General features: G+C 62.6%; 20 protein-coding genes. 11 read left to right on the top strand and 9 right to left on the bottom strand.

Annotated elements, in window-relative coordinates; all coding sequences use genetic code 11:
• Window positions 1-115 precede the first annotated feature (115 nt).
• The 3 genes from ACF8Q6_RS23740 (at window position 116) to yjiA (ending at window position 3,452) form a co-directional block, all read left to right on the top strand.
• On the top strand, window positions 116-2,182 hold the full coding sequence (locus ACF8Q6_RS23740) for a carbon starvation CstA family protein (RefSeq protein WP_004577217.1): 2,067 nt from the start codon (window positions 116-118) through the stop codon (window positions 2,180-2,182).
• Window positions 2,183-2,199: 17 nt separating this feature from the next.
• Complete coding sequence (locus ACF8Q6_RS23735; RefSeq protein WP_003251633.1) at window positions 2,200-2,397, top strand: YbdD/YjiX family protein; 198 nt, start codon at window positions 2,200-2,202, stop codon at window positions 2,395-2,397.
• A gap of 77 nt (window positions 2,398-2,474) precedes the next feature.
• On the top strand, window positions 2,475-3,452 hold the full coding sequence (gene yjiA / locus ACF8Q6_RS23730) for a GTPase (protein WP_012053705.1): 978 nt from the start codon (window positions 2,475-2,477) through the stop codon (window positions 3,450-3,452).
• Here yjiA and ACF8Q6_RS23725 read toward each other — a convergent pair.
• Window positions 3,412-4,899 (bottom strand): methylenetetrahydrofolate reductase C-terminal domain-containing protein, encoded by a 1,488-nt coding sequence (locus ACF8Q6_RS23725; RefSeq protein ID WP_003251637.1) that lies wholly within the window; start codon window positions 4,897-4,899, stop codon window positions 3,412-3,414. The genes yjiA and ACF8Q6_RS23725 overlap by 41 nt on opposite strands.
• A gap of 228 nt (window positions 4,900-5,127) precedes the next feature.
• On the opposite strand from ACF8Q6_RS23725, the gene ACF8Q6_RS23720 reads away from it, so the two are divergent.
• Window positions 5,128-5,952, top strand: coding sequence for a 5-methyltetrahydropteroyltriglutamate--homocysteine methyltransferase (locus ACF8Q6_RS23720; protein WP_392490471.1), 825 nt, complete (start codon window positions 5,128-5,130; stop codon window positions 5,950-5,952).
• A gap of 288 nt (window positions 5,953-6,240) precedes the next feature.
• Here ACF8Q6_RS23720 and ACF8Q6_RS23715 read toward each other — a convergent pair whose 3' ends face one another.
• Entirely contained in the window at window positions 6,241-7,419 is a 1,179-nt protein-coding gene (locus ACF8Q6_RS23715) for an acetyl-CoA C-acetyltransferase (RefSeq protein WP_392490506.1), read from the bottom strand.
• Window positions 7,420-7,720: 301 nt separating this feature from the next.
• On the opposite strand from ACF8Q6_RS23715, the gene fabV reads away from it, so the two are divergent.
• Window positions 7,721-8,932 (top strand): enoyl-ACP reductase FabV, encoded by a 1,212-nt coding sequence (gene fabV / locus ACF8Q6_RS23710; RefSeq protein WP_003251642.1) that lies wholly within the window; start codon window positions 7,721-7,723, stop codon window positions 8,930-8,932.
• A gap of 143 nt (window positions 8,933-9,075) precedes the next feature.
• Complete coding sequence (locus tag ACF8Q6_RS23705) at window positions 9,076-9,984, top strand: alpha/beta fold hydrolase (protein WP_392490147.1); 909 nt, start codon at window positions 9,076-9,078, stop codon at window positions 9,982-9,984.
• Between the two features lie 44 nt (window positions 9,985-10,028).
• On the opposite strand, the gene ACF8Q6_RS23700 is transcribed toward ACF8Q6_RS23705, so the two are convergent.
• Genes ACF8Q6_RS23700 through ACF8Q6_RS23685 form a run of 4 tightly spaced genes read right to left on the bottom strand, consistent with a single transcriptional unit; the run spans window position 10,029 to window position 12,001 of the window.
• On the bottom strand, window positions 10,029-10,370 hold the full coding sequence (locus ACF8Q6_RS23700) for a HopJ type III effector protein (protein ID WP_021784285.1): 342 nt from the start codon (window positions 10,368-10,370) through the stop codon (window positions 10,029-10,031).
• On the bottom strand, window positions 10,367-10,660 hold the full coding sequence (locus tag ACF8Q6_RS23695; protein ID WP_003251648.1) for a DUF1244 domain-containing protein: 294 nt from the start codon (window positions 10,658-10,660) through the stop codon (window positions 10,367-10,369). Before ACF8Q6_RS23695 ends, ACF8Q6_RS23700 begins: the two co-directional genes overlap by 4 nt.
• 9 nt (window positions 10,661-10,669) lie before the next feature.
• Window positions 10,670-11,407, bottom strand: a complete 738-nt coding sequence (gene folM / locus ACF8Q6_RS23690) for a dihydromonapterin reductase (protein ID WP_128573625.1) — start codon at window positions 11,405-11,407, stop codon at window positions 10,670-10,672.
• A 33-nt stretch (window positions 11,408-11,440) separates the two neighbouring features.
• Window positions 11,441-12,001, bottom strand: a complete 561-nt coding sequence (locus ACF8Q6_RS23685; RefSeq protein WP_392491236.1) for an antibiotic biosynthesis monooxygenase — start codon at window positions 11,999-12,001, stop codon at window positions 11,441-11,443.
• A 220-nt stretch (window positions 12,002-12,221) separates the two neighbouring features.
• On the opposite strand from ACF8Q6_RS23685, the gene ACF8Q6_RS23680 reads away from it, so the two are divergent.
• On the top strand, window positions 12,222-13,157 hold the full coding sequence (locus tag ACF8Q6_RS23680) for a MerR family transcriptional regulator (RefSeq protein WP_012053699.1): 936 nt from the start codon (window positions 12,222-12,224) through the stop codon (window positions 13,155-13,157).
• Here the strand turns inward: ACF8Q6_RS23680 and ACF8Q6_RS23675 are convergent.
• Entirely contained in the window at window positions 13,142-13,759 is a 618-nt protein-coding gene (locus ACF8Q6_RS23675) for a hypothetical protein (RefSeq protein WP_012053698.1), read from the bottom strand. The genes ACF8Q6_RS23680 and ACF8Q6_RS23675 overlap by 16 nt on opposite strands.
• A gap of 59 nt (window positions 13,760-13,818) precedes the next feature.
• Window positions 13,819-14,247 carry a PAS sensor domain-containing protein gene (locus ACF8Q6_RS23670; protein WP_003251655.1) on the bottom strand — a complete coding sequence of 143 codons (429 nt, stop codon included), beginning with the start codon at window positions 14,245-14,247 and terminating at the stop codon, window positions 13,819-13,821.
• 115 nt (window positions 14,248-14,362) lie between these two features.
• On the opposite strand from ACF8Q6_RS23670, the gene ACF8Q6_RS23665 reads away from it, so the two are divergent.
• Entirely contained in the window at window positions 14,363-14,818 is a 456-nt protein-coding gene (locus ACF8Q6_RS23665) for a flavodoxin (RefSeq protein ID WP_003251656.1), read from the top strand.
• A gap of 21 nt (window positions 14,819-14,839) precedes the next feature.
• Here the strand turns inward: ACF8Q6_RS23665 and ACF8Q6_RS23660 are convergent, their stop codons facing one another.
• Window positions 14,840-15,721, bottom strand: coding sequence for a LysR family transcriptional regulator (locus ACF8Q6_RS23660; protein ID WP_392491235.1), 882 nt, complete (start codon window positions 15,719-15,721; stop codon window positions 14,840-14,842).
• Between the two features lie 97 nt (window positions 15,722-15,818).
• On the opposite strand from ACF8Q6_RS23660, the gene ACF8Q6_RS23655 reads away from it, so the two are divergent.
• From ACF8Q6_RS23655 to ACF8Q6_RS23645, 3 genes are all read left to right on the top strand, one after another.
• Window positions 15,819-16,205, top strand: coding sequence for a CidA/LrgA family protein (locus ACF8Q6_RS23655; RefSeq protein ID WP_003251660.1), 387 nt, complete (start codon window positions 15,819-15,821; stop codon window positions 16,203-16,205).
• Window positions 16,195-16,881 (top strand): LrgB family protein, encoded by a 687-nt coding sequence (locus ACF8Q6_RS23650; protein WP_392491234.1) that lies wholly within the window; start codon window positions 16,195-16,197, stop codon window positions 16,879-16,881. Before ACF8Q6_RS23655 ends, ACF8Q6_RS23650 begins: the two co-directional genes overlap by 11 nt.
• Window positions 16,882-17,057: 176 nt before the next feature.
• Entirely contained in the window at window positions 17,058-17,963 is a 906-nt protein-coding gene (locus tag ACF8Q6_RS23645; RefSeq protein WP_012053695.1) for an alpha/beta fold hydrolase, read from the top strand.
• The last annotated feature ends 20 nt before the right edge of the window (window positions 17,964-17,983 follow it).

Here is a 17,983-nt window from a genome sequence, read left to right as displayed (position 1 = left end):
TCAGGTACTGCAATCAGGCCGCAGAGGCTCTAGAACGAAGCAAGTGTGGCAATGCCGCTTGACTGGCCCTAGACTCGGTGGGCGGTCTTTCCAATCCACCAGCTGGAAGCTAACCATGAACAACAATAATAGCCTGCTACGCCATATTCCGTGGCTGGCGCTGGCAGTCATAGGCGCCTGCGCACTGGGTGTGGTTGCCCTGCGTCGCGGCGAGGCGATCAACGCCTTGTGGATCGTGGTCGCGGCAGTGGCCATCTACCTGGTCGCCTATCGTTACTACAGCCTGTTCATCGCCACCAAGGTGATGCAACTCGACCCGCGCCGTGCCACCCCTGCGGTGCTCAACAACGACGGCCTGGACTACGTCCCGACCAACAAACACATTCTTTTCGGTCACCACTTCGCTGCCATCGCCGGCGCGGGCCCCTTGGTCGGGCCGGTACTCGCCGCGCAAATGGGCTACCTGCCCGGCACGCTGTGGCTGATCGCCGGCGTGGTGCTGGCCGGTGCGGTGCAGGACTTCATGGTCCTGTTCCTGTCTACCCGCCGCAATGGGCGCTCGCTGGGCGACATGGTGCGCGAGGAAATGGGCAGAATCCCGGGCACCATCGCCCTGTTTGGCTGCTTCCTGATCATGATCATCATCCTCGCGGTGCTGGCACTGATCGTGGTCAAGGCCCTGGCCGAAAGCCCTTGGGGCATGTTCACGGTGATGGCGACCATCCCGATCGCGATGTTCATGGGCATCTACATGCGCTACATCCGTCCGGGCCGTATTGGCGAAATCTCGGTGGTTGGCGTGGTACTGCTGCTGGCCTCGATCTGGCTGGGGGGCGTGATCGCTGCGGACCCGGTGTGGGGCCCGGCGTTCACGTTCACCGGCGTGCAGATCACCTGGATGCTGGTGGGCTACGGTTTTGTCGCCGCCGTGCTGCCAGTGTGGCTGGTGCTGGCGCCACGTGACTACCTGTCGACCTTCCTCAAGATCGGCACGATCCTTGGCCTGGCCATCGGTATCCTGATCATCGCTCCCGAGCTGAAAATGCCGGCGCTGACCCAGTTCACCGACGGTACGGGCCCGGTGTGGAAGGGTACCCTGTTCCCGTTCCTGTTCATCACCATTGCCTGTGGTGCGGTGTCCGGCTTCCACGCGCTGATTTCCTCGGGGACCACCCCCAAGCTGCTGGATAACGAAACCAACGCCCGCTATATCGGCTACGGCGGCATGCTGATGGAATCGTTCGTCGCCATCATGGCCATGGTTGCGGCCTCGGTGATCGAACCGGGCGTGTACTTCGCCATGAACAGCCCGGCTGCAGTGGTCGGTACCGATGTCGCGTCGGTGGCGCAGACCGTCAGCAGTTGGGGCTTCCTGATTACACCTGAGCAGCTCGAAGCCGTTGCCCGTGACATCGGCGAGCACACCATTCTGGCCCGTGCCGGCGGTGCGCCAACCCTGGCGGTCGGTATCGCGCAGATCCTGCACCAGGTGTTGCCAGGTGAAAACACCATGGCCTTCTGGTACCACTTCGCGATCCTGTTCGAGGCGCTGTTCATCCTCACTGCGGTAGACGCTGGTACCCGTGCCGGGCGCTTCATGTTGCAGGACCTGCTGGGCAGCTTCGTGCCTGCACTCAAACGCACTGAATCGTGGGGGGCCAACCTGCTTGCCACTGCTGGCTGCGTGGCACTCTGGGGCTATCTGCTGTACCAGGGCGTCATCGACCCGCTGGGTGGCATCAACACCCTGTGGCCGCTGTTTGGTATCTCCAACCAGATGCTGGCCGGTATCGCCTTGATGCTCGGTACTGTGGTGCTGATCAAGATGAAGCGTCAGCGCTACATCTGGGTCACCCTGCTGCCGGCCGTATGGCTGCTGATCTGCACCACGGCTGCAGGCCTGATCAAGCTGTTCGACCCCAACCCGGCTGTCGGCTTCCTGGCCCTGGCCAAGAAGTACAGCACTGCGCTGGACGCCGGCCAGGTACTGGCCCCGGCCAAGGACATTGGGCAAATGCAGCACGTGATCTTCAACGCCTACACCAACGCGGGCCTGACGATCTTGTTCCTGCTGGTGGTCTTCAGCATTCTGTTCTTCGCCATCAAGGTCGGCTACGCCGCCCTGGGCCGCAAAGAACGCAGCGACAAGGAAACCCCGTTCCAGGCGTTGCCTGACGCGTAATCGAGAGGACTGCAATCATGTTCAACGACTTGGGTCGACTGGGCAAATACCTGGGGCAGGCAGCCCGCCTGATGGTCGGCATGCCCGACTACGACAACTATGTCGAACACATGCAGAAAACGCATCCGGACAAGCCGGTGATGAGCTACGAGGCGTTCTTCCGCGAACGCCAGGAAGCACGCTACGGTGGCAAGTCCGGGCCCAAGTGCTGTTGAGCCTGCGGTACGTGTAAACCTGTGGGAGCCTGGGTAACCGGCTCCCACAGTCATTTTCAGATTCAGGAGTATTTTGCGTGCAGACGCCCATTCCCGTAACCGTCCTCACAGGCTTCCTCGGTGCCGGCAAGACCACCTTGCTCAGGCACATGCTCAAGGCCGAGCATGGCCTGAAGCTCGCCGTGATCGAAAACGAATTCAGCGAGGCCGGCATCGACAGCCAACTGCTGGGTGACCAGCCGGTGCAGGTCATGACCTTGGCCAACGGTTGTGTATGCTGCAGCATCCATGGCGACCTGACTCGCGCGCTTTACCTGCTGCTTGAACGCCTGGATGCAGGGGAAATCGCTTTCGATCGCCTGGTGATCGAATGCACCGGCCTGGCCGACCCGGCGCCGGTCGCGCAAACGTTCTTCATCGACGAGGAGCTGCGTGAGCGCTATATCCTCGACGGCATCATCACCCTTGTCGATGCCGCGCATGCCGAACTGCACCTGACCCAGACCATCGCTCAGGCCCAGGTCGGCTTTGCCGATCGTCTGCTGCTGAGCAAGACCGACCTGGTCGAGCCAACTGCGGTTGAAGCCCTGCGCGAACGCCTGGCCCGCATCAATAGCAGGGCGGCGATCCGTGTGGTCGAACACGGCTGCATCGACCTGGCTGAACTACTGGATGTGCGCGGTTTCAACCTCAACCCCGACCTTGGGGTGAACCTGAAACCGATGTTGCAACCCGTGCTCAAGCCTGCCACCCCGGACCGTATCTCCACGATGGTGCTGCGTACCGAAACCCCGCTGGATATCGACCGCCTCAGCAGCTTCATGAACGAGCTGCTGGAAACCCACGGCAAACAGCTGCTGCGCTACAAGGGCGTGCTGAACATTGCCGGCGAGGAACGCAAGCTGGTGTTTCAGGGCGTGCTCAAGCTGTATGGCTTCGACTGGGACGCCGAGTGGGCCGCAGGCGAAGCGCGCGAGAGTGTGATGGTGTTCATTGCCGACGAACTGCCCGAGGCTACGATTCGGGCTGGCTTCGAGGCAATGGCTGCGGGCTGAGCCGCTGCGGCGCCTGCCCCGCGAACCACTGCGGCCATGAGCTGCGGTGGCGGGTTTCGACCTCGATGCACGGGATCAGGCGTTCGGTCAGCACAGCAGTTTGCCGCACGGCTTTGGCGGTGCGGTACTTGACGCTGTGGATGCACTCGCGGTCGCCGAACTCGCAGCGGTTCAGGGCGGTTCCGCCGCAAGGGCCATTGGCCAGGCCTTTAGGACAAGTTTCCGGGCAGATATACAAGGTGTCTTCCAGGCGGCAACGGCCGCAGGTGTCGCAACCCACCAGCGGGCGCTTCACACTGCGCTCCAGCGTGTGCAGCACGTGTGCGCCAGCGCGTGTTGCCCACAGAGGCTGGCGCACTGCCCAACCGAAGGCCTTGCTCAGGCTGTTGCGCCGGCTGAACAGCAGTGAATGCATGCCATGCATCAGGTGATAGCGGGCTTTTTCCTTGAATGAGGCATCGACCCGTGACTCGCCCAGGCGCCAGCCCGCCTGTGGCGGATGGAAGGTCACCGCTGGCAGGCCGGGCATCTGCCAGCTGGCGTGCCAGGCCGGTGCCCATTGCTCCAGGGACTGAACCTGGGATTGCCAGTGCTCGATACGGGTCTCAAGGGCCAGCAACTGTTCGAGTGTGTGAACCCCTGACAGGTGCACACCGGCGTACCCCATCAGCTTTGTACCGATGATCTGCAAGGCCAGGCGGTCAACACTGCGCGCCTGGGCAAAGGCCTTGGACTGCGCCGTTTCCGCTTCGAGCATGTCGCGCATGGAGGGCGTGACAGTCACGCCGGCCACGTGGTCGAGCATCGCCGCGCGCCCGTGGGTGAGGCTCATGAGGCAGGCCAGCATGGGTTTGGGTGAGGCCTGGCGGCGCATCCAGTGTATGGCTTCCTGATGCTTGGCGGCATCGAAGCCCAGTTGCAAGGTGAGGAAGTCAGCCCCCGCTGCCAGCTTTTTCTCAGCCTTGAAATACTGGGCGCCACCTTCTTCCTCGTGGTACTTGAACGGGTTCAGCGCCGCGCCCAGCAGCCAGTGCGGGCAGGCCTGGCGAGCGACCTGCAGGGCGGCGACCGATTCCAGATAACGCACCGGGCGCTGGCCAGGTTCATGGCCGGGCAGGCGGTCGCCAGTCAGCAGTAACAGCTGGTCGAGGCCGGCGGCGTCCATGCGCTGCAGTTGGGCGAGCAGGTGATGGCGTTCGCGATCCTTGCCTGAAAAATGCGGCAGGGCAGGCACCGGGTTGCTGAACGAGGCGAGGGCGTCCAGCGGTGACATGTCCAGCGGGCTGCCGACACGATCACCGATGGCCACGGTCATCGGCCAGCCGCACAGGTGCGCACGGGCCATGATCGCTTCCATGGCGGCAAAGCGTTCTGCGGAAGGCTTGGGGACGAACTCCATGACACAGACGAAGTTCTGTTCGCGCAGGGCGGTTTTCAGCAGGCTCATATTGGCCGGGCACCTGGTGTGGTCAGGGTGGCATTGTGCGGCAGAAGGCGAGCCGGGTCATGTCCGGATGCGCAAGGTGGTGATCTGAATGAGACATGGGGCGCGAAGACCATGACAGCATGATCATGAAGATTTCTTGGGTTCATCTCAAATTTAATGAGTTTGTCTCAATACCCCGCCAGCTGGAGAATCCCCTTCATTCATTCAAGCATGCTGAAGGGAAAAGACATGGCACTGGCACATAACCTGGGCTTTCCACACATCGGCCGTGACCGCGAGCTGCGTGCCCGCCACTGGCAGGTGCAGAAAGACGCCGGCATCGAGCTGGTGCCGGTCGGCGACTTCGCCTGGGACAGCCACGTGCTTAGCGCAGGCGATCAGCCGTTCGTTCTGAACTGGGAACCACTGTTCGAAGAAGTGGAGCACGCCAAGGCACTGGGTCATGCAGTCAAGCCGGTGGTGATCGGCCCCTTGACCTACCTGTGGCAGGGCCAGACCCTGGGCGGTGACTTCGACAAGCTGGAGCTGCTTGACCGCCTGCTGCCCGTGTATGACCAGCTCCTCAACCGCCTGGCCGCGCTGGGCGTTGAATGGGTGCAGATCGATGAACCAATCCTCGCCCAGGACCTGCCCCAGGATTGGAAAAATGCCTATGAACGTGTCTACAACATCCTTCAACGCGCACCGTTGAAGAAGCTGATCGCCACGTACTTCGGTGGCCTGGAAGGCAACCTCGGCCTGGCCGCCAACCTGCCGGTCGATGGCCTGCACGTCGATCTGGTCCAGGCCCCCGAGCAGTACCAGACCATTCTCGACCGCCTGCCGGCCTACAAGGTACTGTCGCTGGGCCTGGTCGACGGTCGCAACGCCTCGCCTTGCGATCTGGGCAAGACCCTGGGGTTGCTGCACGAGGCCCATGAACGCCTGGGTGAGCGGCTGTGGTTGGCGCCGGCCTGTTCGTTGCTGGAAAGCCCAGTGGACCTGGCCGTGCAGAAGTGCCAGGAAGTGGCGGTGCTGGCCGCTTCGCTGGAGCAGGACCGAGTCGCGGCTTGATCATTTGCTGCCTGTACGGGCCTCTTCGCGGGTAAACCCGCTGCTACAACGGCCTGCGCCCGATCACCGATGTGTGTCCACCACCGATCAGTGGTAGGAGCGGGTTTACCCGCGAATACGATGGCAGCTGCAACGGTGAACGGCTGGTGGAAATTGGCCAGCAGGCCCGGCCTCTTCGCGGGTGAACCCGCTCCTACGACGGCCTGCGCGCAATCACCGATGTGTGTCCGCCACCGATCAGCGTAGGAGCGGGTTTACCCGCGAAGAGGCCGGGCCTGCTTGAATCAATCAGCGTTCGATGGCCAGCGCCACCCCTTGCCCACCACCAATGCACAAGGTCGCCAGGCCTTTTTTGGCATCCCGTTTGATCATCTCGTGCAGCAGGGTCACCAGCACCCTGCACCCGGAAGCACCAATCGGGTGACCCAGGGCAATCGCCCCTCCATTGACGTTAACCCGCGCGGCATCCCATGCCAGCGCATTGCCCACGGCCAGCGCCTGGGCGGCAAAGGCTTCGTTGGCTTCGATCAGGTCCAGTTCGGCCAGTTGCCAACCGGCCTTGTCCAGACAACGCTGGGTCGCCGAAACCGGACCAATACCCATGATCGCGGGATCTACCCCGGCACTGGCATAGGCGGCGATCTTCGCCAGCACCGGCAGGCCCAACGCCTTGGCCTTCGCTGCGCTCATCAAAAGCACGGCGGCGGCGCCGTCGTTCAGGCTGGAGGCATTGCCTGCGGTGACGCTGCCGTCCTTCTTGAAGGCCGGGCGCAGTTTGGCCAGGGACTCGGCGGTGGTGTCCGTGCGTGGTTGCTCGTCACGGGCAAAAACCTTGGGCTCGCCCTTTTTCTGCGGCAGCACGATGGGGGTGATTTCAGCGTCGAAACGGCCAGCCTCGATCGCTGCCACTGCCTTGCGCTGCGATTCGGCAGCGAAGGTATCCTGCTGCTCACGGCTGAGGCCGTACTTGTCCACCAGGTTTTCGGCAGTGATGCCCATGTGGTAGTCATTGAAGGCATCCCACAGGCCGTCCGTGATCATGCTGTCGATCAGTTGGCCATGGCCCATGCGTTGGCCGGTGCGGGCCGAGGGCATCACGTAGGGGGCAAGGCTCATGTTCTCCTGGCCACCGGCAATGACCACCTCGGCATCGCCGCAGCGGATCGCCTGGGCGGCCAGGTGCAGGGCCTTGAGGCCTGAGCCGCAGACCTTGTTCAGGGTCAGGGCCGGTACGCTGAAGGGCAGGCCAGCCTTGATTGCTGCCTGGCGTGCCGGGTTCTGACCGGCACCGGCAGTGAGCACTTGGCCGAGGATGACTTCGTCGACCTGCGCCGGGTCCAGCCCGGTTTGTTTCAGCAGTTGCTTGATCACGGCGGCGCCGAGGTCGACCGCAGGCACAGTGGCCAAGGCGCCCTGGAAGCTGCCGATGGCGGTGCGGGTTGCGGCGACGATCACCACGTCGTTCATGTTGTTGTTCTCCGTGCAATGGGCGTAGTGCCGCCAGCATCGGCGGGTTTGGCTTATTTGTTAAGTTTGTTTTTCTTTCGGATTGATGTGAAAAGCAAATCAATGGGTGCCAGGCGTTCTAACCCGCCAATCTGGATTTCAAGCAGCCATGTCCTTCCTGCACAGAAGAACTCTGGTTTTGCATCCCTCTGATCACCCCGTAATATGTGTCGGATAACCTGCGGGGGTAGTCTCACCCTCTGATCAATCGGAATCGCCCCAAGCGGCGCTTTCCTGGCATAAACCTGACGAGGTACAGACATTGGCCATCATTCATCCTAAGGTTCGCGGTTTCATCTGCACCACGACTCACCCGAAGGGCTGCGAGCTCAACGTCCGTGACCAGATCGAAGCCACCCGCAAGCTGGGCGTACGCGAGGATGGCCCGAAGAAGGTCCTGGTCATCGGTGCTTCCAGCGGCTACGGCCTGGCTGCCCGCATCACGGCGGCCTTCGGCTTCAAGGCCGACACCCTGGGCGTGTTCTTCGAAAAACCAGGCACCGAGACCAAGGCCGGCACTGCTGGCTGGTACAACGCTGCTGCCTTCGACAAGTTCGCCAAGGCCGAGGGCCTGTACAGCAAGTCGATCAACGGTGACGCCTTCTCTGACGAAGCCCGCGCCAAGGTCATCGAGCTGATCAAGAACGAAATGGGTGGCAAGGTCGACCTGGTCATCTACTCGCTGGCTTCGCCCGTGCGCAAGCTGCCGCAGACCGGTGAAGTGATTCGCTCGGCACTCAAGCCGATCGGCCAGCCATACAAGTCGACCGCCATCGACACCAACAAGGACACCATCATCGAGGCCAGCATCGAGCCGGCCACCGAGCAGGAAATTGCCGATACCGTCACCGTCATGGGTGGCCAGGACTGGCAGCTGTGGATCGATGCGCTGGCTGGCGCCAATGTACTGGCCGAAGGCGCTCGCACCGTGGCCTTCAGCTATATCGGCAGCGATATCACCTGGCCGATCTACTGGCACGGTGCACTGGGCCAGGCCAAGCAGGACCTGGACGAAACTGCCCTGCGTCTGAACCAGAAGCTGGCCGGTGAAGTGAAAGGCGGCGCCAATGTGGCGGTGCTCAAGTCGGTGGTTACCCAGGCCAGCTCGGCCATCCCGGTGATGCCACTGTACCTGTCGATGGTCTTCAAGATCATGCAGGAGAAAGGTGTTCACGAAGGCACCCAGGACCAGCTCGACCGCATGTACCGCGACCGTATGTACCGTACCGACGGTGCGCCGGCAGAGGTCGACGAGAAGGGGCGCCTGCGCCTGGACGACTGGGAACTGCGTGACGACGTGCAGAACGCCTGCAAGGCCCTGTGGCCACAGGTGACCACCGAGAACCTGTTCGAGCTGACCGACTACGCCGGTTACAAGAAGCAGTTCCTTAACCTGTTCGGCTTCGAGCGCGCTGACGTCAACTACGACGAAGACGTGGCCACCGATGTGAAGTTCGACTGCGTCGAGCTGTAATCGGGTAAGCCTGTACCGGCCTCTTCGCGGGCAAGCCCGCTCCCACAGGTTCTCCCCCTGTAGGAGCGGGTTCACCCGCGAAGAGGCCAGTACAGGCTACAAAATCTTTGCTAGTTTTGGCGCACAACGACAGGAAATGCGCCATGAGTAGCCTCATCCAACCCGCTACCCCATTTCGCCACCCCGCGGCCGACGGATACAGCCTCGGCGGCTTCTGCTGGCGCCACGCCCAACCTGACCCCCAGCGCCCGCTGGTGATCATCAACGCTGCCACGTCGGTACGCTGCCGCTATTACGCCCGCTTTGCCCACTACCTGTTCGCCCACGGCTGCGATGTGCTGACCTACGACTACCGTGGCATCGGCGAATCCCGGCCGGCGTCGCTGCGTGGTTTCCAGGCCTCCTGGAGCGACTGGGGCCGGCTGGATTTCGAAGCCATGCTGGCGCATGCGGCAGCGCATTTCCCAGATCAGCCGGTGGACGTGGTGGGGCACAGTTTCGGCGGTTGTGCAGTAGGCCTGGCACCGTCGGCTGGCCAGATCCGTCGGGTCGTGATGGTTGGCGCGCAGTTCGCCTACTGGCGCGACTACGCGGCCAACCAGCGCTGGCAGCTGTTCGGCAAGTGGCATGTGGTCATGCCGCTGTTGACCCGGGTATTCGGCTACTTTCCCGGCAAGCGCCTGGGTTGGCTGGAAGACACGCCATCCGGCGTGGTGCACGACTGGACCACGCGTACCCCACGTTATGAGCACCGCCCCAGCGGGCGGGCGTTGGCGGCGCTACCGTTCGCCCAGGTGCGTGCGAAGACGCTGGCCATCAGTCTGACGGACGACCCTTTCGGGACCGTAGCGGCAACCGAGCGTTTGTTGGGTTATCTGCAAACTGCCGAGCGCCAGCACCTGCGCATTGCACCTGTGGATATCTCGGTCGGGGAAATTGGCCATTTCGCGTTCTTCCATGACCGGTTTCGCGAAAGCCTGTGGCCGGTGGCCTTGCAGTGGTTGCGGCAGGGGAGGCTGGAAGGTGGGGGGCCTGGCACCATTATCGATTGATGGTGGGCGCTGGATCGTGGGGCCGCAAAGCGGCCCCGGCAATATCAAGCCTTGCGCGCAAGCGGCTGCGCAGCAAACTTCACACCCGCCAGACCGTGTTTGATCAGCGCACGGATGTTGCCATGGTCGCTACCCTCAGGCGTGGCCACCACATCACGGTAGTGCTCGCCGAAGGCCAGCAGCGCTTCCTGGTCGCTCAGCCCTTCAAGCAAGGCCAGGCCCAAGGTTTTGCACGAACCTTCGTTCTGCCCTGCCGCATTCTCCACGCCGCCGTTGTTGAAGGCCTGCGGCTGGTAGCTGTAGTTGTCGGCAATGAACGCCAAGGTATCGGCAAATGCATGTTGGCCGCTGGCCAGGCTTGCGCGCAGGGTATTCAGGTCAGTCACGAGGTTTTTCCTTTTTCGAACGCCGCTTGTTGTTCGGCGCTGGCTTCTTTCTGATATTGGGCTTTCCACTCGGCGTAGGGCATGCCGTACACCGCTTCGCGGGCATCATCCAGGCTCAGGTCCAGCTGACGCTCGTCAGCGGCGGCCTTGTACCACTTGGACAGGCAGTTGCGGCAGAAACCGGACAGGTTCATCAGGTCGATGTTCTGTACGTCGGTGCGCTTTTGCAGGTGTTCGACCAGGCGCCGGAACGCGGCGGCCTCGAGCTCGAGCTGTTGTTGTGGGGTCATGGTCTTCTCTCAAGTCATGCGGTTCTTCAGGTGGCGGCCACCGTTGATGACCACCTGGCTGCCGGTGCTGTACTGGCTGGCGAGCAGGTACTTGACGGTCTCGATCAGCGGGCCGGCGCCGGGTTCGAATTCCAGCAGGGCCTTTTTCAGGGTTTGCTGGCGGTAGGCTTCGTCACCCCCTTCCTTGAGGATCAGCAGCCCGGGCAGGATACCGTTCACACGCACCTTGGGCGCATATTTTTCAGCGAAGGACAGCACCATGTTCTGCAGTGCGGCCTTGGTGGCGGCGTAGCCGATGTGGCTTTTACTGCCGCGCGAAGAGGTTTCGTCGCAGATGTGAATGATGTCGGCCTTTTCCACCTTGGCCAGCAGGTCACCCAGGGCCAGGTTGAGGTGGTAGGGCGCTTCGACGTGCAGGCGGAACATGGTCTCGAGGTTGTCGAGGCCGTCGTCGAGCCATAGCGAGGCGTTGTGGATGATGGCACGCAGTCCGTCGTAACGATCGTGCAGGTGATCGATCAGCGCCTGGCGGTCGCCTGCCTGGCACAGGTCGGCCTGAAACTGCACGATGTTGGGGTGGGCTGCCTGGGGCAGGATGCTGCGGCTGGCACTGACCACCGTATGGCCGGCCTGTGCCAGTTCGAGGGCCAGGGCCAGCCCGACACGCTGGCTGGCTCCGGTAACGAGAATGGGGCTGTTCATGTTCGGGGTGGTCAACTTGTCTGTCCTTTGGTTGCCACCCAGCATACCCGAACTGTTTGCCTGTTGTATGGCCTGGCCTCAGCGGCTGCGCAAGGCGCCAGCAGCGGGCGGGGGGGCCTGCAGCCAACTGGCCAGCAGGCGGGTGGACAGCGGGATGAACAGGTACACCATCACCGGCGTCAGGGCCAGGGTGCTGAGCAGTACCCGGGGCACGAGGTCGAGTGCCGTCAACCAGTGGCCGAACACCAGGTTGAAGGCCAGCGAGACTGGGAAAAACGCCAGCCAGATGGCCACGGCCTGCTTCCAGCGTGGCGGTTTTTGCACCCTGTTGGTGCCAAACCAGTCGTCGATACCGCTAACGCGCGCCTCTTTGGGGCGCTCGAACAGACCGTTGCCGCGTTGTAACCATGCGCGACGCGAGGCGGAGTGCTCCCAGGCATGCAGGGTCGGCTCGTCGCTGAAGCGGAAGATGATCTGAAATTCGTCGCCATCCCGGGGCGGGGCGAGGATGCCCGAGCCGAGGTAGCCAGGGAAGTCGGTGGCCAGCTGTTCGCCTTCGTGTAGCCAGGCCAGCAGGTCCTGGTAGCGGCCGTGGGCGGCGCGGCGCGACACCATGAGGGTGACGGGTGGGGTAGACATTGTGTATCTCCTGGCAACGGGGCTGGCGGGTAGCTGGCCCCTTTGGCTGTGTGGCCCGGGGTGGTGGGCGACGCAGTCGTGCATGCAAGAATCGGGCACGCATTATCGCGCAGTTGCGATCTTCGGCAACCATCAGCTGGCAAACGTTGGCATCAACAGACCGACGCAGTCGTAGTAAGCTATATGCTCAGTTTTTTCGCACTGAGGGTACTTCGTGCAGATGAACGAACAGGGACGTAAACCGCTGATCGATGCGAGTTTCGAACAGCAGGAGCTGTTTCCGATTCGTGAAGTGTCACGCTTGACCGGTGTCAACGCCGTGACCCTTCGCGCCTGGGAACGCCGTTATGGGCTGATCCAGCCCATCCGTACCGACAGTGGTCACCGCCTGTATTCCCAGGCTGATATCGATGAAATCCGCCGTATCCTCGGCTGGCTGGAGCGCGGTGTGGCGGTCAGCAAGGTGGGCAGCATTCTCGCTCGCGGCCATGCCCTCTCCGGGCAGGCTGACGGCGCAGTGGACCCCTGCTTGCGCTGGCAAAACCAGATTCGCCTGGCGGTACAGCACTTCGACGTGGCGGGCCTGGATCGCCTTTATGACGAGGTGTTCGCGGCCAGCACCCTGGACCAGGTTTTCGCCAATGTGTTCATGCCGGTGTGGCATGACATGGTAGTCCGGCAAGGCGGCTACGGGCAGGCCAGCGAATGGCTGTTCTATGATCAGTTCCTGCGCGGTCGGGTTTTCGCCCGCTTGCAGCTGGCCCGTGTGCCGAGTAGCCGCACCGTGCTGGTGGCGCCATTGCCGGGGCAGTGCCATGAGCTTGAGTTACTGGTAACCAGTCTGATCCTGGGTAGCGATGAAACACGCGTGATCCCGCTGGCGAACGGGCAGCCACTGCAAGAGCTTGCGCTGGTCTGCGAACGGCTGAAGCCGGACGCCTTGGTGCTGTTTTCCCATCCGTCGCCCACAGTAGAACTCACCCGGCACCTCAAGCGCCTGGCGTCGATGCTGGAATGCCCGTTGTTACTGGCCGGTGAGGCGGCAGAAGCGGTACAGGACAGCCTGGCTGGCAGCCCTGTAGCCTGCCTGGGCGCGCAGGGCAGTGTGATGCGCCAGCGTTTGCGGCAGTTTCTGGCCCGTCAGCTCGATACTTGAGTGTGCAGCTCGGGATGGGCGTGGCGGTGGGCCTGGAGGATATAGTCGCGCAGCCGTTCGATTTCTTCGGCTGGGCTTTGGCCGAGTTCGTAGGCAGCCAGGTCCGTGCCGATGCGCCGGCCCAACACACCATGCAGTTCGATCGGGGTGATGCCGCCTGGGGCGAAGCGCAGCTCGAAGCGGGCGGGTGCTGTTGGCAAATCACGGACTTCCAGCAGCACGCCTTTGAAGGAAATCTCCCGCACCCACAGGCCGCTTGCCTTGTCATGGGCATCGAGCAGTGCGCTCGGCTGGTCCAGCGACAAGCGCCATGGGCGCAGCATGGGGCCGTCTTCGTAGATTTCCGGTGAACCCAGCTGCAGGTGCAGGGCGTGGAACTCGTCCTCTACCAGCTGCAGCGGGAAACTGATCTGCTGGTTGTTGAACTGGGCCTGCAAGGTCACCTGCTCGTTAGCCACCAACCGCGTGAGCAAGCTTTGAATGCGGCGGTCGCCATTGACCAGCAGGCTCGACATGGTGTCAGCCAGATTCAGTTGTGGCGAATGCTGCATGTTCTGTATGAAATCCAGCTCGTCCTGGGTCAGGAGCGCGTCTGCTTGCATGATCGAACTCGGTGGTGGCGATTTCTTCAACGGAATTGACCGTGCGTGGCGGACTTGGTTCAGGCGCGTTCGTCGGGTTTCGGACGAGCGCGCAGTTCCGCCAGCTCCCGTTCCAGTTCGACCTGGCGGCTGACGTCCTTCTGGATGCCGATGAAGTAGGTGCGCTGGTCGAAGTCGCTCTTCACCGGCGTGATCGACAGCTCGTTCCAGAAGGCGCTGCCATCCTTGCGATAGTTGCGCAGCACTTCGCGGCAGGGGCGGCCTTCGGCCATGGCCTTGCGGATGCGTGCGCGGCCGAGCTGGTCACGGTCGTCAGCCTGCAGGAACCGGCAATCCTGATAGAGAATCTCGTCACGGCTGTAGCCAGTGAGGCATTCGAAAGCGGCGTTCACGTAGATCAGGATAGTGTCGTCGCCTTCCTTTTCGGCAACCACGATGCCGTCATTGGACGCATCGACCATCGATTGCAGCAATTGCGCGTTGATCATGTCCGGGCCATAGGTGAAGGAAAACGGAAGATGGCGACTTTGGTAACGGCGGCCTTTTGCCAGCGTTGAATGCTAGTATCCTACGTTTTCACTCAGTTTCGGAATCCTCTACCCGATGAAAGTCGCCATTATTTCCGGCTCGGTCTATGGCACCGCCGAAGAAGTCGCCCGTCACGCTGAATCGCTACTCAAGGCGGCGGGTTTCGAGGCCTGGCATGCTGCACGTGCCACCCTTCAGGATCTTCAGGGTTTTGCCCCCGACGCCTTGTTGGCCGTGACCTCGACCACCGGTATGGGTGAGTTGCCGGACAACCTCATGCCGCTGTACAGCACCCTTCGTGACACACTGCCCGCAGCCTGGCGCGGCCTGCCTGGTGCGGTGATCGCGCTGGGCGACTCCAGTTATGGCGATACCTATTGCGGGGGTGGCGAGCAGATGCGTGAGCTGTTCGCCGAGCTGGGCGTGCGCGAGGTGCAGCCAATGCTGCGCCTGGATGCGAGCGAGACCGTGACCCCGGAGGCGGATGCCGAGCCTTGGCTGGCTGAGTTGGCGAGCGCACTGAACGCCTGACCCGGCATCTGCGCAGGCGTGTTAGCCATGGGGCTCGCGCAACAAGTCCAACCACGCCTGCGCCGCCCGTGACAGGTAGGCGCCGCGTCGCCAGATAAACGCGATATCCCAACGTAAATCCTCCTGCGCATTCAACGGCACACGCACCACCCCGGGGCGCTCCAGCGCTTTTGCCACCACCCGGGGCAGCATCACCACGCCCTGGCCCGCTGCCACCAGCGCTGCCAAAAAATCCGCCTGGCCGCTGCGCCCGCCTTCCTTGGGGGTGAAGCCCTGCTGCTGGCACGCCTTGAGCAGCCGATCGTTGAGCACGAAACTGCGCTGGTACAGCAGGAACGGTGTATCGGCCAGTTGCCTCAGGCCCACGGCGTCCAGGCCCGCCAGGGCATGGCCAGCCGGCAGCAAGGCATCCAGCGGTTCGTTGCAGAAGGGCTGGTAGTCGAATGCCTCGTCGGTGGGCGTCAAGCAGCCGCCCAGTTCCAGTTCGCCACTTCTGACGGCCTGTTCGACGTTGCGGCTGCCGCCTTCAAGCAGCTGGATGCCGATGTTCGGATGGCGCCGCCGGTACTCGGCGAACAAGCCGGCGAACAACGTGTCGCTGCCAAGCATCGGCAAGCCCAGGCGTAGTTCGCCACGCTCCATCTGGCTGAGATCGTCCAGCTCGTTGAGCAGCGCCTGGCGCTGGCGCAGCAGGGCTTCGCCACGCTCCAGCACGATGCGCCCGGCAGCGGTCAGGTGCAGGTGCGACGCCTGGCGCTCCAGCAGCGGCTGGCCCACATCTTGCTCAAGCTGGGCCACCTGCTTGCTCACGGCCGACTGGCTGATGTGCAGGGTCTGTGCCGCCTGGGTAAAACCGCCGCGGTGGACCACTTCGATAAAGCTGCGCAGTTGTTTGAATTCCATTGCTTCGATTCCATTCTGGAATGGCAGGCAGTCTAACAATTCGCTTCTGGCCTAGGCAGCCAAATCTTAAAATGAGGGCCTGTCGAGGAACCCCGCCATGAAACCTGCATCATTGAAAAAAGCCCTGCGCCTGCTCGTCGAGCTGGCGGTTCTCTGTACCCTGTTCCTGCTCGGTGGCCAGATCGCCAGTTGGCTGGGTTGGCCGATCCCCGGCGGTGTGATGGGCCTGGCACTGCTGTTGATACTGTTCGCTTCGGGTGTGCTCAAACCGGCCACGCTGCAATTGGGGGCCGGCTGGCTGATGGCTGAGATGCTGTTGTTCTTCATTCCGGCGCTGATGAGCTTGCTCGACTATGGCGCATTGATCCGTGAAGAGGGCTGGCGCATCTTGCTGGTGATTGCCGTGAGCACGCTGATGGTGATGGTAGTGACCGCCATGACCGTGGAGCTGGTGTGCCGCTGGAGGCTGCGCCGTGAGCCTTGAACCCATGCCGCTGTTCTGGTTGGCCTTGACCCTGCTGGCTTACCTGGGTAGCCGTTGGTTGTACCGGCGTAGCAAGCGCTACCTGCTGTCGCCGTTGATCCTGGTGCCGGTGTTGCTGCTGGCTGTGGCCGTGCCGCTGCATACGGCCTATGCCGAGTATGCGCGCAACACCCACTGGTTGATGGGCGTGCTCGGCCCGGTGACCGTAGCTTTCGCGGTGCCGATCTGGCAGCAGCGGGCCATGCTGGCGCGCCATTGGCCGGCCCTGATGGTGGGCATGGTAGCCGGCAGCAGTGCCTCGATCGCCAGCTCCTGGGGGCTGGCGCACCTGTTGGCGCTGGACAGCGCAACCAGCCTGTCGCTGGTGCCGCGCTCGATCACCACGCCATTTGCCATGCCGCTGGCCCATGACTTGGGTGGGGTGCCAGAACTGACAGCGGTGTTCGTGATGTTCACCGGCGTGCTCGGTGCCATGTTCGGCAGTGTGCTGTTGCGTTGGTTGCCGCTGCGTACGCCGTTGGCACGGGGGGCCCTGTTCGGTGTTGGCGCGCATGGTGCCGGGGTCAGTCGGGCGCAGGAAGTGGGCCGTGAGGAAGGCTCGGTGGCCGGCCTGGTGATGGTCCTGACCGGGCTGCTCAACCTGTTCGCGGCGCCGTTGTTGGCCTTGCTGCTCTGACCGTTCGTGCCACTGACTCGCTCAGTCATCAAGCTGGCTGGCAACGCAAGTTCCAGCCAATGGGCTGCTGGCTAGACTTTGCCTCGACATAGAGAGCACATGTAAGTGCCGAGGTGACATGCAATGAACGCAGCCTTGCCCTATTCCGCCAACACCACTACACCGGGACCCATCTGATGCCTATGGCCGAGATTCCATTGTGCGTCTGGCGTACCCGGGCACAGAGTTTCATGTTCCGGGGCCAGAGCATCCGCTACTGGACCGCAGGGCAAGGAGAGCCTCTGCTTCTGTTACACGGTTTCCCCACCGCCAGTTGGGACTGGCACTACCTGTGGGGCCCTCTGAGCCAACGTTTCCGGGTGATCGCTTGCGACATGCTTGGCTTTGGTGATTCGGACAAGCCCGTCGATCACACTTACAGCCTGATGGAGCAGGCAGACCTGCAGCAGGCATTGCTTGCCCATCTGCAGGTCGCGCAGCCCGTGCACCTGTTGGCCCACGACTACGGCGGCAGCGTGGCTCAGGAACTGCTGGCTCGACACCATGAGCAGCGTGCCGACATTGCCAGTTGCGTGTTCCTCAACAGCGGGCTGTTCCCCGAAAGCTGCCGCATGCTACTGATCCAGAAGCTGCTGCTCAGCCGGTTTGGCTGGCTGGTCGGGCGCTCGTTCGGGCGTGACGACCTGGTGCGTAACGTGATTCAGGTCTACGGCCCCTGCACGCATCCCAGTGAAAGCGCGCTGGATGATCTCTGGAGCCTGATCGCTGCCAACCGGGGCACGCGCATCCTGCACAAGCTGGTGGGCTACATGCCGGAGCGCAGGTTGCACCGCGAACGCTGGGTCGGGGCGATGCAACGTAAAGGCGTGCCGCTGCGCTTGATCAATGGCGTGGTCGACCCGCTTTCCGGCGCGCACATGCTTGAGCGCTACCGGCAACTGATACCGGAGCCGGACACCGTGCAGTTACTGGGCATTGGCCATTACCCGCATACCGAAGCGCCCGTGCAGGTGCTGCGCCACTACCTGGCCTTTCGTGAGCAGCCGCTGAGCTTCTACCCGCTGAAAGTGGCGTGGTCATGACGAGGTTTCAGCGCCGATGA

The organism is Pseudomonas sp. GLN_2, from assembly GCF_043106005.1.
Taxonomy (GTDB): domain Bacteria; phylum Pseudomonadota; class Gammaproteobacteria; order Pseudomonadales; family Pseudomonadaceae; genus Aquipseudomonas; species Aquipseudomonas alloputida.
The sequence above is the reverse complement of the archived record's forward strand: the minus strand, read 5'-3'. Positions and strand labels throughout refer to the sequence as shown.